A 15211-nucleotide genomic window follows, 5' to 3' on the forward strand; every position below is an offset into this window, starting at 1 on the left:
GCCCGTGAAGTAGCGGACGAGATGGGACCAGGCCGCGACGGCATGGCCCGATTCGTACTCGGCTCGATGGGACCGGGAACCAAGCTCCCCAGCCTGGGACACGCACCGTACGCAGTCCTGCGTGACGCGTACACCGAAGCTGCGCTCGGCATGATCGACGGTGGCGCCGACGCCATCCTCGTCGAAACCTGCCAGGACCTGCTTCAGGTGAAAGCTGCAATCCTCGGCAGCCAGCGTGCGATGGAGCAACTCGGACTGCGGTTGCCGATCATCACGCACGTGACGGTCGAGACAACCGGAACGATGCTCCTGGGCAGTGAGATCGGTGCGGCGCTGACGGCACTCGAGGCCGAGGAAGTCGTCCAGGGTGAGGTCCGCGGCTTGCAACATGGTGCCCATCGCTCCGTCGCCGATGACAACGCGCTGTTTCAGCGCATCAAGCAGGGCAGAGTTAAATGGGGCAGACAAGCCGCCGACAGCGGGCTCCGAGGAATCAACGGTGTTCGGATCCTTGGTCTCGAAACGGTTCAATGCATTTACCTAACAGGACGATTGCCATCGACACGTAGAAGGACCGCGAACCGTGCCCGCGGACGATGCGGGGCACAGCTCGCGACTGGAGCATGGTCGATGACGAAGCGGAGTAAGAAATGACGGTCAGATCAGTGGCCGTGAAGACCGGGTCGATACTTCAGATTGCTTTAGCGACCGTCAGTAGTACGCACGAGGCCTCCAGCGCTTCGAGAGAATGTCGAGCATTCGGGACGATCAACAGATCGCCGGATGATCCCTCCCAAGCATTCTCGGCTGCGCACAGGCGTACCCGGCCGGTGAGGACATAGACGGTCGCTTCCCCAGGGTTCTCGTGCTCGTCGAGTTTTTGGCCCTCTGCCAGCGCGATGACGGTTTGCCGCAGGACGTGTTCATGGCCGCCGTACACGGTACGAGCGCTACGGCCGCTCTTCGAGTTTTCCGCCTTGTCGGCGAGTTGGCGAGCTAGCGCTGTCAATGACATCTTTTCCACGATGTTCGCTTTCTTTGCGTTTATGCGGTGCTGGCCAGGCATTTCAATCGTTCTCCACTGGTCCGGCCATGAGGAGGTTTCTCAGTTGGTTCATGGGCATCTCAAGGGGCGTTGAATCAGGGCTGATGTGGTGGGGGTGGGTGATCTCGTGTGGTGAGGAACCCCTTGGATCGCGACGTTCGATTTCGTCGAGGTAAGTCGCGCGGGTACGCGCGAGGTGCAGCGCGTCCGTCGTCGAGGGCGATGTCGAGGGACCGTTCTGCAGCGCGGGCAAGCTCATGCGCCAACATCGGCACAGGGCTTCGTCCGAGAGTTGGCTGCAGTCCGGCAACGGAAGAAGCGGCACATCGACGGTGCTGGTGCGTATCAGGGGACTTTTCGGCGAGCACAGGAGTGCCTGTGTGAACTCGACTCTGCCGCCAATGTAGCGATGCACCGGAGCCGAGGTGATGGCCATCAGCAGTATCAACGGTAAGGCAGCAGCGCCGGCGAGCGTGATCAATCCGATGACAGTGACCACCCCTGCCGCCCACGTAGCGCCGTCTCGTAGCGCAATCGGAAGGAGAGTTCGCGGTGGTGGGGTAGTACGACGTGTGATCGGTCGCAGCCAGGGTGAACCCCCTCCGATCAGCACTGCGGCAGTCACCGCCGATACCAGAATGTCGGTTTGGACGGTGATGGCTGCGGCGATCCCCCCTGAAGCGGCCAGGATGACCGCGGTAATCCACCAGATCATGCGATAGATGCTCATGGGGTGTAATCCGTTGTAGTGAGGAAGTTTCCGGCTGTTCATTTCTCGATGCGGTCCGCCGAAACGACGAATATGTTCGATCGCGCGAGCACATCAGCGGTCCCACAAAACATGGGGGAGGGGAATGTGACTGTGCGACAGGAACATTGATATGCGCCGTTTGTACGGTCCTATGTGTCATTGCTGCTCCAGTTGCGCGAGGCACGTATGCGCGGTGTCCCAGGGGGTGAGTGTGCTCTCGATCTGGCGTGCGCCAAGTCGTGTCAGAACTCCGCGTATCAGACCGAGGTGCAAGGAGCAGACAACGCCGGGGTTTTGTCGGGCGACGCTTTCGAACGGGCAGGCGTGCAATCGGATACGCGTTTCGACATTCGAGGGCTCGAGTTCCGGATCGAACCCCATCTCCGCGAACAGGGTGGTGAGGACGAGCGCCGTCTCTTCTGCGGATCGGCCGGCTCCGGAGGTTTCGCCGAGATCATCCAGCGCCCACTGTCGACCTGCTGCCTCGGCGAGGTTTTCCGGATCACCGGAGTGGCGCGCGAAGTGCGCCGCTAAAACGTGGGCTAACTTTTCGTATCCGGAGGTGATCCCGACTCCTGATCCGAGTGGATTCTGTGCCCGGTAGAGCTGGCGTGGACGTCCTCGGGCGACGTTGTGCTCGGTCTCCTTCGCGATCAGGCCGACTTCGATCAACGCGTTGAGGTGGAACCGAACTGTGGTCACATGCAGGTTGCACAGATCCGCCAGTTCGCTGGCGGCCATCGATTCCGCGCCGGCTCGTAAAGCGTCCAGCAGTTGGACTCGCCGCCGGGACGCAAGTACTGCATGGGTGCCGGCGCGCGCAGAACCGGTTCCCTTTCGTATCGCCATACTGTAAGACTTTAGAGGAAAGATTTCCTCGAAAATAGGCGGTGTCCTGAGAGGACGCTCATGACGTACGTGATCGCTGCACCATGTATCGACGTGTTGGACCGGGGGTGCGTCGAGGAATGCCCGGTGGACTGCATCTACGAAGGAGCGCGGTCGCTCTACATCCACCCGGACGAATGCATCGACTGCGGTGCGTGCGAACCGGTCTGCCCGGTCGAGGCCATCTCGTACGAATCCGACGTCCCCGCCCGCTGGGAAGATTTCATCGATGACAATGCCCGCTTCTTCCATCGGCGACTGCCCGGTGCGGCCGAGGTAGTGGGGTCGCCGGGCGGATCCGCGAAGCTTGGTCGCGTAGGCGTCGATACGGAGCTGGTAGGCGGGTATTCGCACTCGAATCGTCCGGATATCGGACCGCCATCTCCCGCGCAGTGAGGAACGGCAATGACTCCCATTGTGACAGAGCTCCTTCCTTCGCGGCCTTACCCGAAACGGCGGGGGCTCAAGGGCACGTTCCTCTATTCCGCTGCCACTACGACCGATCCCAAACAGCTGGGCGTGATGTATCTGGTCACCTCGTTCGCCTTCTTCATGTTGGGCGGATTGATGGCCCTGCTGATCCGGACCGAACTTGCCGTCCCCGGTCTTCAGTTTCTCTCGAACGAGCAGTACAACCAGCTCTTCACCATGCACGGCACGATCATGTTGCTGCTCTATGCCACTCCGATCGTCTTCGGCTTCGCGAACTACATACTTCCCCTGCAGATCGGCGCACCGGATGTGGCGTTCCCGCGACTGAACGCGCTCAGCTACTGGCTGTACCTCTTCGGTGCGCTCATCACCGTATCCGGATTCCTCACCCCCGGAGGAGCCGCCGACTTCGGATGGACGGGATATACCCCGCTGACCAGGGCACTGTCACGTTAGTCGAAAAGTATAGCGGCGCGGCTGGTTTGGGGCAGGACGCTACGGCACGCCGCCGGGACGTTCACTTTCAGGCGGCGGCATCGGTGGCGGTGACTTCCTGCCAGACCGTGAAGCGGTCGGCCATCTCGGTCCGCCATTCGGGCGCAGAGAGTCTGTGCCGGTTGGGCCGGAAATGCGGTGAGATGCCCGAGAAGGCGGACAGGAATCGTTGCGCGTGCCCGGTTGATGTGAAGCGTTTCATCGCACGTTCTCGCTGCCTGGTGGGTTGATGCGAGTTCTCGGCTCGATTGTTCAAATACTTCGACCTGCGATGCTCGACCGAGGCCAGCATCTCGCGGTGCGCCACCTGGTAGCTGGCGAGCTTGTCGGTGACGATCACTCGCGGCACATACTCCAGCCTTTTGAGCAGCTTGCGGAAGAACCGTTTGGCCGCCACCGCATTTCGGCGGGCCTGGACCAGCACGTCGAGCACGTTGCCGTCCTGGTCGACCGCCCGCCATAAGTAATGCAGTGTGCCGTTGATTTTGATGAAGACCTCATCGAGGTACCACTTGTCACCGGGCCGGGCCCGCCGTCGGCGCAGCTGGTTGGCGTAGGCCTGCCCGAACTTGGCGCACCACCGGCGGATCGTCTCGTAACTCACCACGACACCGCGTTCGAGCATCATCTCCTCCACCTCACGGAAGCTAAGCGGGAACCGGAAGTACAACCACACGCAGTGGTTGATGATCTCGACCGGGTAGCGGTGGCCCTTGTACGACAGTGAGGTGCTCACGCCACATTCTCCCAGTTTCCCGCGTTCAACAACGTGACAGTGCCGTAGACACGGCTACGAAAGCTGCGGCGACTTCACACGCATGTACTCACGCAGCTCGTCGTCTCCGGTACCCGGGCAGCATTGTCAGAGCCATCGGCGCCGCATGGTCCCCGTTACTTTGGTGCCCAAATGTAATCGAGCTTGACGCAGTCGACCAGCCTCGACAAGTCCGTGCCTGTGCCCTCTCCGAGAGCGTGAAGAGGGGTTGCCTCGGTCTCCGGATTGATCGATGACGGCGGATTGGTGAGCCGATGAGGAGTGAGCGGCAATCCCTCACGGAAAGTGGGCCAGAACTAGGGGTTGTTGTCAGCGATCGAGCAATACGCGGCGGCTCGCGGCGATGGGACTCTGCGCGGTGAGACCCCCGTCGAGTACCAGCGTTTGACCGCTCATGTATCGGGACTCGTCCGATGCGAGGTAGACCATCGCCCAGCCGATGTCCTCGGGATCACCGATCATATCGAGGGCGTTGTGTTGCCGGATTTCATCGATGACCTCTGCGGGGACGTTGTCGCGGAAGGACGGGTGTCATGACCGCACCCGGAGCAACAGCGTTGCAACGGATTCCTTGCTTACCGTACTGAGTGGCAATGTATTGGGTCAGGCGAATGACAGCCGCTTTCGCTGCGCCGTAGGCGCACTGGAGAGTATCCCCAGCGAGACCTCCGATCGAGGCGGTGTTGATGATCGAACCGCCGCCGGCGACGAGCGTATGTGGCAGCGCCAATTGTGAGGTGACTACCGTGCTTCGGGCATTCAACGCCATCGTCCGGTCCCACTCGTAGAGGTCGAGGCGCAACAGGTCGAGATCCTTACGCGGGTTGCTTCCGCCGACGTGGTTGCACAGAACATTGATACCGCCGAATTCGGTGGCAGCGCGGTCGATCATGGTGGCTACTGATTTTCGTCCATCACGTCGACCGCGATACCTACGGCGCGATCCCCGACCTCTGAGCGGGAGGTTTCGGCAGCAGTATTCGAGGCGGCGTCCCCGTCGAGGTCAGCGATCAGGACACTTGCGCCCTCTGTGACCATGAGCTCGGCGGCGGCGCGCCCGATCCCGCTCGCGGCTCCGGTGATGACGATTTTCTTGCCAGCAAGGCGATTCATGAGAGTTCCTCTCGCAGAAGTCGTACAGAATAAGGTGCTTGTTCTCACTGTGCCGCCCCGAGCCTCACAGTGCCGCCCGAAAGTATTACGGGCGGCACTGTGTCGGGGCCGGGTGCGCCGTGGAGTCTGTCAGTGGGAAGCGTGTGCGGGCGAAGTCGTCGGCGTGGGCTTACGCAGATGGGTGAGTACAAGAAGGACCACCGTCAACAGGAGCCATCCACCCAGGATCAACAGCCCGTGGCCGATCCCCGTGCTTCCGAAGTAGACGATCGAGCGTGCTGCGTCCATCGCTCCGGCGCCGATCCAGAAGTGACTGAGACCGGACCAGAATCCGGGGAGAAAGTCCGCTGGGAAGGCTGCGCCTGCGCTCGGGAAGTTGAGGAAGATCATCAACAGCATCACGATCATGATCGCCGTCTTACCGAACACGCGGTTGGCGAGAATACTGACCAATCCGACGGTGAACGTGTACGTGAAGATCACAGCCAACAGGCCGAGATTTTCGACGAAGGATGCTTCGTAGAACCCGACGAAGATGGCGGAGACAAAGTACGACACCATCACGCCGATGACCGCCATCACCGCGAGCACACCGAGTTTGACACGCAGCTCCATCGCCGGAGCAACCTGCGCGAGCACGGTAATTGTCAAGTAGCCGATGATTGTGCACACCACCAGCAGGTAGAACAGTGCAGAACCCGTCGGGTCGTCAGCCGCGAGAGGTGCATGATCGATGATATTCGCCTGCTGCCCCTGGGCAGCTGCCAGCGGCTGGGCCAATCCCTCGACAGCCTGAACCCGCATCGGCCCTTCGGCGGAGGCGATGTGGACGTTCATCGGCGTCCCCAGTTCGATCACGCCGGCGATCTCGCGGCCTTGCAGTCGCTCCAGTGCTGCTGCGGTGTCCGTTGTGGTCGCGAGGTCGAACTTGTCCCCGACGTTCGGCGCGAGCTGTTCGACCAAGGCCGACGTGGCGGACTGCGGCCCAGCGACCACGACCCCGACATGATGCGGCGTCGGGCTGTGGAACGCGCTGACATAGCAGAGCGCGAACATCACAGCGAAGAAGATGGGGAACACCATCGCCTCGATGACGGGCCGCCACAAAGTGCGGCCGGGCGCAGCGTGGGTCGCCGGAGCATTTGCATGCTCCAGGAGGTGAGTGGGCGCGATAGGTTCGCTGAGTATGGGGCAGCGGTGAACGAGCCGCCGCTACGGCGGGTTTTCGTCAGAACTTTACGAAACGTCGATTCCGGATCACCTGTGTTGCACGGAAAACGATTGCTGCGCCGGAGGTTACGTCGACCGCCCGAGTGCGTTTCCGGGAACCTCCTGTCCTACGGCGGTACGGGATGAAGCGATGAAACCGGCGGCGAGAAGGAGTGAAGGGTCGATTGGTAGGCGGCCGAACGAGGGGAGGGCATAAGGGGCTCCGTTCACCAGTACAAGGCATGAGCGCCAGGAACGCAAAACTAAAACCTGCCCTTCTGCCGGGCGTCATTGCCGACGTTGTGGGGCCGGGGCGATTGCAGCGAATGCGATCCAGGGGCGTCGAGATTGAGCGCTTCGACGAAGGAGCCTCCACAAGAACGGATCGGACACTCCCTGCGCTGAAACGATCGGGAGTGATTCTCGTGCGGTGTGGCCGAGATAACGAGACATGTGCTGGACGGGGAAACTTGACGTGTAACGCACATATGAGGTGAAACGATGTGCGCCGGCCTGCTGTTTCGCCCGTCCTCGCCCCACTTAGTCACAAAACTGAAAATTGTCTACCTTAACCGTGAGGAATATACTTTACGGTTTTTCCGCTATGGTGGGCGGAGTGAGGCCACATGGGCTGTATGCGAGATATGCCAGGTTTCGGGCGCGGACGGATGCGCGGTCGTTGGCTGTGCTCTTGAGCACGGGCGGAGCCCTTCCCCTGCCGGTGATCGCGCTGTTGTCTCCGGCGCTCCTTCGCGCGGGAGCGGGCCCGTACCTCGTCGGTATCTGGGCGAGTACGTTGGCGATCTTCCTTCTGACGCTGGCCGTAGGTCGGTTGTCGGATCGAATGTTTTCCGTCGTGGGTTTGATCGGGATGGTGGGTATCGCTGTATCCGCGTATCTGGTCACCGATCCGCTGGCGGCCCGGGGCATCGTCACTCTGCTCTCGGCGATACCTGCTATCGCGGCGATGGCGTCGAGTCGACGGGTCATCGTCGGGCATACGATCGTCGCGATTGCACTGGCCTGTGCGGTAGCGATTGTCGTGGCCCACGGATTCGCTGCTGCTCTGGTGAGCTGCACTGTGTCGGCGACGGTCATTTGGTTGCCGGTGTTCATGATCGGTGCCTTGCGCCGCTCTCTGGTGTTGACCCAAGCGCGGTACCGGGAGTTGGCTCATACCGATCCGTTGACGAATCTGCCTAATCGCCGAGGATTTCTCGATCGTATCGAGCGGTATCACCGCACCTCCACGGTCAGTTCCGCGCAGGTCGGTTTCCTGATGATCGATGTCGATCATTTCAAGCAGATCAATGATCTGTTCGGGCACAGCGCGGGGGATCAGACCCTCCGCAGTGTCGTTGCGGCCATCACGCGGACGGCGACTGCGCGAGTGCTGATCGCCAGGTCCGGCGGCGAAGAATTCGTCGCATTCTTCGCCGCCGCGGATGTGGACGACGTGATGACTCTCGCCGAACGGATCCGAGCGTCGGTCGCCGAGTCCTGCGACGTGACGGTCAGTATCGGGGCGATCTACTGCACCCTCGACGATCACGCTGGCTCCCCGGACATGTCGTTGGGGGAGTTGACTGATCTTCTGACCCATCGTGCCGATGCCCTCATGTACGCCGCTAAAGCAGAGGGACGAAATACGGTTCGGTACCAACACCTTCCGCCGTTGAGGGTGAACATGGTGCATGGGCAGCACAGTGATGTCAGCAGGCCCGCATTGTTCGAGATCACGACATCAGCGACCGACCCTGTTCACTAGCGAAATCACGGCGGCGCTGTGAACACGGGTCGTTTGCTCGTGCACTGTGTTTTTCGTCGTGATCGGGCACAGTGTCCGGTGCTCGGACCACATCAGTGGCCACACCGCAGGATCAGCGTCGGCACGCAGCGATCGACGATCCCACCACATCATGCGAGTGCGATAACGCGCATCGGGATACGCGGCCGCCGGTATCCGTACATCGACCCTGCCTCCGGAGGATTCCCACCTGCTCAGCACGTGGTCAGCGGCAGTGGCCAGCACGAAACGAGACTGCAGTCGCTCCATCGTCGGCAACGCCACCCTCGCCAGTGCAGCAGACAACTTCCCGGCGTATCGCGACCCGGGGGATACCCACGCCGATTTCATTTCCACCACCCCCTCGGGGATTCGGGCAGCGATTGTCTCTCGAACAGCGTCCAGGGCGCGGTTACCCGTCCATTCGACCATCGCATGGGACTGACTAGCGCAGACGTATGGTCCCTGTGCGCGTACCCCGCCCACGACCACCCCGTCGCCGTCGACGAGAGCGTAGAACAGTGAGGTCGAAACACCGTCTCGCACTGCCGGCACATCCAAGGCTGCTTGCGCTCCGTGACGCCTGTAGGACTCCCACGCACCGGACAAGTATTCGTCCCACAGATAGTCGTCCGTCGCGGGATACGAGAGGACCAATCGGACACCGTCGGTGCCGGGCACCTCGACAGCAGCATGACTCGCCTCGACGCTGCCGCGTGTGTATTCGGTGATCACTGTCATCACATTTCCCCTTTGTTGAAGAAGTCCGGACCTGCGCCGTTGGCAGCCGGAATACCGCGCGTACCACCCAGGCGGGTCCGCGCTCGCTGATTGTCCGCTGACATGCCGGCTCGAGCCTCCCGACACCCGCCGCTGCGTCGTCACCCCACCCTGGTGAGCAACACCTGGCGCAAGGAGTGCTTGGATGGAGGGGACGGACGAGTGATCAAGGCCCGCCGCGCAACTGAGAAGCGGAAGGGATCGTGATGCAGGACTTCTCCGGTACAGACCAAGCCTCGGCAATGAACGAGACAACGGAGCGGCGGGTGGAACTTTTCGACGAATCCGACCCGGCGCAGATGCAGCGGGTGAGCGCACTGCGCACCTCCGGAGCAAGGGTTCTCGACACACTGGCCGAGCAACGACAGTCGCTGCTCGATCTCCGCCCAGAGTCCGACGCCGACGAGATCGCCGAACCCTCGCACTGGATTTACTACCCGTGGCGCCATACCTTGGTCCGTCTGCTCGGCCCCAGCGGGTTTCGTCGTCTGCGGCTCGATCGCAACCGCAACAAGATCACCAGCGAGGAACAACGCGCACTCTCACGGCTGCGCATCGGGATCGTCGGACTCAGCGTCGGCAGCGCCATCGCCCATGCTCTTGCTCTCGAAGGCGTCGTCGGCTACCTCCGTCTGGCGGACTTCGACGACCTAGACCTGTCCAACCTTAACCGGCTTTCGGCCACAGTCCTCGATCTCGGCGTCAACAAGGCAACTCTGGCTCGACAACGCATCGCCGAACTGGACCCGTACCTGCCCGTCGACGCCTGGACCGAAGGTGTCGACGAAGCGAGCATCGACGACTTCCTCGCCGGACTGGACCTGGTGATCGAAGAGTGCGACTCCTTCGATGTGAAGGTCCTCGTTCGCGACCGGGCGAGGCAGCGGGGCATCCCGGTCATCATGGAAACCAGCGACCGCGGTCTCTTCGACGTCGAACGATTCGACCTCGAACCCGCCAGGCCACTCTTTCACGGGCTGGTCGGAGATCTCGACGCTGCCACCGTATCCGGGCTGAGCGTGCAAGAAAAAATTCCCTTCGGCTTACGCATCCTGCAGGGGGCCGAGATTTCGGCCCGCATGGCCGCCTCGGTCCTGGAAGTGGGCACCACCGTGGCCACCTGGCCTCAACTCGGCGGGGACGTTTTGCTGGGCGGGGCGTCTGTGGTCGCCGCGATCCGCCGGTTCGGTCTCGGTGAGGCTCTTCCCTCGGGGAGGGTGCGCATCGATATCGGTCAGCACCTCGATCAACTGACCGACCCACACATTCCCTCCGACTCGATCGCCTCACCGGCGACAAACGGTTCGCGTCCGATCGATCTGCGAGCACAGTACGACGCGCTCCCCGATACCGAAGCCGTCGCTTTCGCTGCCGCACGCGCTCCGTCGGGAGGTAACTCGCAACCGTGGATCATTCACACGGACGAGACTGCGCTGACTCTGCGTCTCGACGAAACCCGCTCGTCGAGTGTGGATATCGAGTACCGCGGAAGTTTCGTCGCGCTCGGTGCCGCACTGCACAACGCTCGCGTCGCCGCGGCACACCGACATATCCTCGGCGACACCGTCATCATCGGCGACGGTAAGGCGACCTCCGCGCGGATCAAGTTCACTGCCGGCACCGACATCTCGCTCACCGACCAACTACCCGGGATGCTCCATCGCAGCACACACCGCGCTCTGCCCGATCCCGGCCTGCCGCCGTGCGATCCGACGGACCTCGCACACCTGGCGGCGCGTCTGTCCTCCCCGACCGTCGCAGTCCACCTGATCCAGGACGGGGAGACGATCACACGGTTGGCCGAGAACATCAGTGCCACCGACCGCATCCGATTCCTCACCGACACTCTGCATCGAGAGATGATCTCCGAGCTACGCTGGCCACATTCGCGCGACCTCGCCAGTGGTATCGAGGTTTCCAGCTTGGGTATCCCTACTTCAGAACTCGCCGCCCTCGAACTCCTCCGCCGCCCCGACGTGATGGAACAACTGAACAACTGGGATGCCGGGCAAGCGCTCCGAGCACAGACCCGCACCCGCCTGGCCTCCAGCGACGCCGTCGCCGTCATCACTCAGCAGGGAACCGCCGCCGCAGACTACATCCGCAGCGGAGCACGCGCCGAAGAGTTCTGGATACGCGCCCAATCGCTCGGCTACTCCTTACACCCCCTCACACCCGTGTCTCTCTACGCCACCGACGCCGACCACCTGCGCGCCCTCGCGCCGACCCGAGCCCGCGAACTCGCAGCACTGTCGGACGAGCTGACCGCGCTCACCGCACATCAGCCGGGTGAGCATGTAGCGCTCATTCTGCGCATCTTCCGCACGAGCAGTTCTGCCCCGCCGAGCCGACGCCGATCCCAGCGGGAACCGTAATTTTCGGATGACACTCAATGGCAGACCTCTGATTCGCACCGAAACCAGGGCAGTCGAGCGAGGGCAACCCGAGTTTGCCGTACGCGACTGCCTGGTGGGCAACGCACGTATACCGGGCAAGCGGACGCTGCAATCATCTCGAAGGAGGCCGCAAGCCTCGTGTCAGGGTTGAACCGTCGATGACGAAGTCAGAAGGACGGGAAACATGCTCGCTACAGTGCCGTGGCGCAAGCCCTGGCCCGTGAGAGCGGCGAACCACGGACCTGCGAGACCACGTTCATCGACCGCCTCTCCGCTCAGGCCGCTTACCGGCAGCGATGATCACCGCAACGGCAGCGGCACCGAGTGACGCGGCCGTGACGATGTGCTTGGTATTTCCCATAGCGTGCGTTGGGCCGCCGATCGGCATTTCCTTGCGTTTCGGGGTATCGACGTCAGTGCAGACACCATCCGATCCTTCGGCGTGGCCCTCGAAGTTGTGTGCCTGACGCAATTCTCGTCCACGTTCGAGTTCGGAATCGAGCTCTGCGCCGAACAGCAAGGCCAGGTTGGTGATCCACAGCCACAACAGGAACACGATCGCACCGGCGAGGGAGCCGTAGGTTTTGTTGTAACTACTGAAGTTCGCGACGTAGAAACCGAAGATTACCGATGCGAGAATCCACACCACGATGGCCAAGGCGGCACCGCCGCTGATCCATCGAAACTTGGGCTGCTGGATGTTCGGAGGCGCGTAGTACAAAATCGCAACAGCGAGAACGACGAACACCAGTACCACCGGCCAGCGAGCGATGTTCCATACCGTCAACGCGGTATCACCCGCCCCACTCGCATCTCCGATCGCTCGTGCGACAGGACCGCTGACTGCCAACATCACTGCCGCACAACCGATCAATGCCAATGCCGTCACAGTGACGAGCAGCATCGTCGGCCGAAGCTTCCACACCGGCCGGCCTTCTTCGACCTCATACATTCGGTTCAACGCTCGCCCAAACGCCACGAGATAGCCGGAAGCGGACCAGAGCGCGCCCGCGATGCCGGCGATGAGGGCGAATCCCGCGGCAGGAGCCTCCACGTGCTGCTGGACGGGTTCCTTCAAGGTTTCCACGGCAGAAGACGGACCGAGATCGCTCACGATCTGCAGAACCGCGTCGACGGTCGACTGCCCCTGCCCGAAGACGCCGAGGAGTGATACCACTGCCAAGACTGCCGGAAACAGCGACAGCACAGAGTAATACGTCAACGCGGCCGCGAGGTCGGTGCACTGATCGCGCGAGAACTGACGAGCGGTCGCGCGCAGGACGTAAATCCATGACCGCTTCGTCAGTTCGGTGGGGGACTGCGGTGGAGAACGGGGTTTTTCCGGATGCGGTGAAGAAGGAGTCGATGTCGCCTTTGGCGAGGGTGTGGGTGGGTTCGTAGAACTTGCACTGGATCGCGGTGTAGTCGCCGGTGTCGCGTTCGCGGGCGACGAGGTCGATACCGGTGTCGGGCTTTCCCCTACGACCGGGCCAGTCGATCCACCGCCACACCTTCTCGTACTGCTGCGACAGCATCGGGTCGAGCTCGAAGTACCGGACCATCAACTGCTCGAACTTGGTTCCCCGTTCGGAATTCGAGGGTGCTTTACGGAACGCCTCGATGACCTCGTGAACTGAACCCATGAACCCGACCAACCTTTCCGATACCGAACCGTGCCAGGTCATCCTCCCCTGACGCCGTGCGGGGCGCGGCACAGGTACTGGGTAGTCGTGTCGGCTCGGCGTCAACCGGAAATATCGGCCATGCCCAAGTCGCCGCTACGGTATCTCTGTGAGACTGAGCCGAATCGTGGTCAAAAACTTCCGCAATCTCGTCAACATCGACGTGCCACTGACCCGCCACACTGTGATCGTTGGCGAGAATCGGTCGGGCAAGAGCAACCTGTTGCACGCGATGCGCCTAGTTCTCGACAACACGATTTCCGGCGATCAGCGACGATTGCGGCCAGAGGACTTCTGGGAGGGCCTCGCAACCGCAGACGCAGATCCGACCAGCAGCGGCGAGTCAATTGAAGTGTCCTTGGAGGTGACAGATTTCGAGGACGAAGCTTCCGTCGTCGCAACCCTCGGCGACGCTCTCGTGACCGGAAAACCGTTGACCGCCAGGCTCACCTACCGGTGGGAGCCAGATCCGCTGGTTGATGAGGACGTCGTCTACCGTGCGCGACTCTACGGGGGAGCTGACGACCAGCACATCTCAGGCGATGTGCGTGATCGTCTGATCACTGTGTTCATGCATGCCCTCCGCGACGTCGAGAGCGACGTCAAGAGCTGGCGCCGATCTCCGCTTCGAGCGCTTCTCGATCGTCCGTGTCCTGGCCAACAACGGCCTGGTCGGATCGATGGGGCGTGTCGGAGCATGTGGTGACAATGCCTCGATGGAATCGTTTTTCTCGCTCCTGCAGAACAACGTCCTCGACACGAGACGGTGGGGTACCCAGCAAGAACTTCGGATCGCAATCGTCACGTGGATCGAACGCACCTACCACCGACGACGCCGACAACGCGCCCTCGGCAAGCTCACCCCCATCGAGTACGAGATGATCATGACACCAGCGAACATGCTGGCGGCCTAAACGAACGAGTCAACGGAACCTTCAGCAGCCCCGGGATGTGCCGGACACCGTGCTCATCGGCGGTGGCGACGTCGATGAGGCAGAAGATCCACAGGACGATGATCAGTCCGCCCAGATACGGCGTCGGTATTACCTCCCGGTGTTGACGGAGTCGCCAGATTGTGAAGATCTCATTGTAGACCGGGCGGTTTGTGTGAAAGAAGCACCGATCAGCGTGGTAGTCGAAATGTCCCGAGATCGCAGGTCGCCTTCGGACGGTTCGAGCAGCTTGCCGCCGTCACTATCGCGCCGGATCTGACCCGGTACGACGACTGCTTGTCGACAGTCGTCGACGTCCTACGCTCGATAAGTCTCGCCGGACGTGATACTCGGCCGCCACTGGTCACTCTGATCGCTTCGGCCACTGAGGGTCGATCATGGTTGCCTGCCGGCTAAGTCAATGCGTGACCCACCACTGGTATAGAGCGGCACGATCGTTTTCTGGAGACCCGACATATCCGTCCGCGACTTCATTGTCGCTGCTCTCACCACGATGGGTGCCAGTGACGGCTCACCTCTGTCGCTGCAGTCCAGGCTGAGCACGTCCAACACTTTGCCCATCGACTGCGCTGGATATCCGGTTCCTGAACGCTTTGCGAGCTCCCCGTACGTGATCTTCTTACCGCTTTTCGCGACGTCGATGAGGACGGAACGAGCGACATCAAGCGTCGTTGACAGCAATTCCGTGACGGTTACCTCGGCATTGCCCTTCCACGGAATGGTGATGGTCGATTGAGATTTCCACATCGGAGCTTCTACGGTCATTCGTCCTCATTCTCGTTTGCCGGGCAGCGTCGACTTGAGATTCGCTGCTAGTGCCGCGCGCCTAAAATTCTTTGACAGTGCGATTTGAGATACTTCAAGCATGCGGATTAAGCCCCTACTCTTGCGAGACGGCGACGATCT

The 15211-nt window shown here is 61.6% G+C and carries 13 protein-coding genes and 5 pseudogenes; 7 read left to right on the forward strand and 11 right to left on the reverse strand.

Annotated features, from left to right (window positions below):
- A pseudogene (locus tag ABTX60_RS41920) lies at positions 1-348 on the forward strand (homocysteine S-methyltransferase family protein); the annotation flags it as partial.
- 343 nt (positions 349-691) lie between these two features.
- On the opposite strand, the gene ABTX60_RS41925 reads toward ABTX60_RS41920, so the two are convergent.
- The 3 genes from ABTX60_RS41925 to ABTX60_RS41935 form a co-directional block, all read right to left on the reverse strand.
- Positions 692-1024, reverse strand: coding sequence for a cupin domain-containing protein (locus ABTX60_RS41925; RefSeq protein ID WP_070159670.1), 333 nt, complete (start codon positions 1022-1024; stop codon positions 692-694).
- A gap of 43 nt (positions 1025-1067) precedes the next feature.
- On the reverse strand, positions 1068-1775 hold the full coding sequence (locus ABTX60_RS41930; RefSeq protein ID WP_231783828.1) for a hypothetical protein: 708 nt from the start codon (positions 1773-1775) through the stop codon (positions 1068-1070).
- Positions 1776-1952: 177 nt separating this feature from the next.
- Positions 1953-2645, reverse strand: a complete 693-nt coding sequence (locus tag ABTX60_RS41935; protein WP_073513830.1) for a helix-turn-helix transcriptional regulator — start codon at positions 2643-2645, stop codon at positions 1953-1955.
- 60 nt (positions 2646-2705) lie between these two features.
- On the opposite strand from ABTX60_RS41935, the gene fdxA reads away from it, so the two are divergent.
- Positions 2706-3080, forward strand: coding sequence for a ferredoxin (fdxA, locus tag ABTX60_RS41940; protein ID WP_070159664.1), 375 nt, complete (start codon positions 2706-2708; stop codon positions 3078-3080).
- A 9-nt stretch (positions 3081-3089) separates the two neighbouring features.
- Positions 3090-3563, forward strand: a pseudogene (locus ABTX60_RS41945) (cbb3-type cytochrome c oxidase subunit I); the annotation flags it as partial.
- A 76-nt stretch (positions 3564-3639) separates the two neighbouring features.
- Here the strand turns inward: ABTX60_RS41945 and ABTX60_RS41950 are convergent.
- From ABTX60_RS41950 to ABTX60_RS41965, 4 genes and pseudogenes are all read right to left on the reverse strand, one after another.
- Positions 3640-4347 carry an IS6 family transposase gene (locus ABTX60_RS41950; protein WP_070161960.1) on the reverse strand — a complete coding sequence of 236 codons (708 nt, stop codon included), beginning with the start codon at positions 4345-4347 and terminating at the stop codon, positions 3640-3642.
- A 348-nt stretch (positions 4348-4695) separates the two neighbouring features.
- Positions 4696-4848, reverse strand: a complete 153-nt coding sequence (locus ABTX60_RS41955) for an SDR family oxidoreductase (protein ID WP_003945965.1) — start codon at positions 4846-4848, stop codon at positions 4696-4698.
- A 25-nt stretch (positions 4849-4873) separates the two neighbouring features.
- A pseudogene (locus tag ABTX60_RS41960) lies at positions 4874-5499 on the reverse strand (SDR family NAD(P)-dependent oxidoreductase).
- Between the two features lie 129 nt (positions 5500-5628).
- Positions 5629-6582, reverse strand: a complete 954-nt coding sequence (locus ABTX60_RS41965) for a hypothetical protein (protein ID WP_206030026.1) — start codon at positions 6580-6582, stop codon at positions 5629-5631.
- Positions 6583-7399: 817 nt separating this feature from the next.
- Between ABTX60_RS41965 and ABTX60_RS41970 the strand changes: the two genes are divergently transcribed.
- A complete protein-coding gene (locus ABTX60_RS41970) occupies positions 7400-8476 on the forward strand; it encodes a GGDEF domain-containing protein (protein ID WP_350835133.1) in 1077 nt (358 codons plus the stop codon).
- On the opposite strand, the gene ABTX60_RS41975 is transcribed toward ABTX60_RS41970, so the two are convergent.
- On the reverse strand, positions 8453-9235 hold the full coding sequence (locus ABTX60_RS41975) for a hypothetical protein (protein WP_073513797.1): 783 nt from the start codon (positions 9233-9235) through the stop codon (positions 8453-8455). The two genes, ABTX60_RS41970 and ABTX60_RS41975, sit on opposite strands and share 24 nt — an antisense overlap.
- 245 nt (positions 9236-9480) lie before the next feature.
- Between ABTX60_RS41975 and ABTX60_RS41980 the strand changes: the two genes are divergently transcribed.
- Positions 9481-11649 carry an Rv1355c family protein gene (locus ABTX60_RS41980; RefSeq protein ID WP_085989964.1) on the forward strand — a complete coding sequence of 723 codons (2169 nt, stop codon included), beginning with the start codon at positions 9481-9483 and terminating at the stop codon, positions 11647-11649.
- 277 nt (positions 11650-11926) lie between these two features.
- On the opposite strand, the gene ABTX60_RS41985 is transcribed toward ABTX60_RS41980, so the two are convergent.
- Positions 11927-12976, reverse strand: a complete 1050-nt coding sequence (locus tag ABTX60_RS41985; protein WP_232509049.1) for a YihY/virulence factor BrkB family protein — start codon at positions 12974-12976, stop codon at positions 11927-11929.
- A gap of 70 nt (positions 12977-13046) precedes the next feature.
- Positions 13047-13355 (reverse strand): annotated as a pseudogene (locus tag ABTX60_RS41990) (restriction endonuclease); the annotation flags it as partial.
- 124 nt (positions 13356-13479) lie between these two features.
- Between ABTX60_RS41990 and ABTX60_RS41995 the strand changes: the two are divergent.
- The gene (locus ABTX60_RS41995) at positions 13480-14058 is read left to right on the forward strand and encodes an AAA family ATPase (protein ID WP_003945961.1); all 579 of its coding nucleotides are present in this window, start codon (positions 13480-13482) and stop codon (positions 14056-14058) included.
- Positions 14006-14266 (forward strand): annotated as a pseudogene (locus ABTX60_RS42000) (integrase core domain-containing protein); the annotation flags it as partial. The gene ABTX60_RS41995 and the pseudogene ABTX60_RS42000, both read left to right, overlap by 53 nt.
- 414 nt (positions 14267-14680) lie before the next feature.
- Here the strand turns inward: ABTX60_RS42000 and ABTX60_RS42005 are convergent.
- A complete protein-coding gene (locus ABTX60_RS42005; protein ID WP_003945960.1) occupies positions 14681-15070 on the reverse strand; it encodes a hypothetical protein in 390 nt (129 codons plus the stop codon).
- Positions 15071-15211 lie beyond the last annotated feature (141 nt).

The organism is Streptomyces sp. NPDC126510 (assembly GCF_040302345.1).
Taxonomy (GTDB): Bacteria; Actinomycetota; Actinomycetes; order Streptomycetales; family Streptomycetaceae; genus Streptomyces.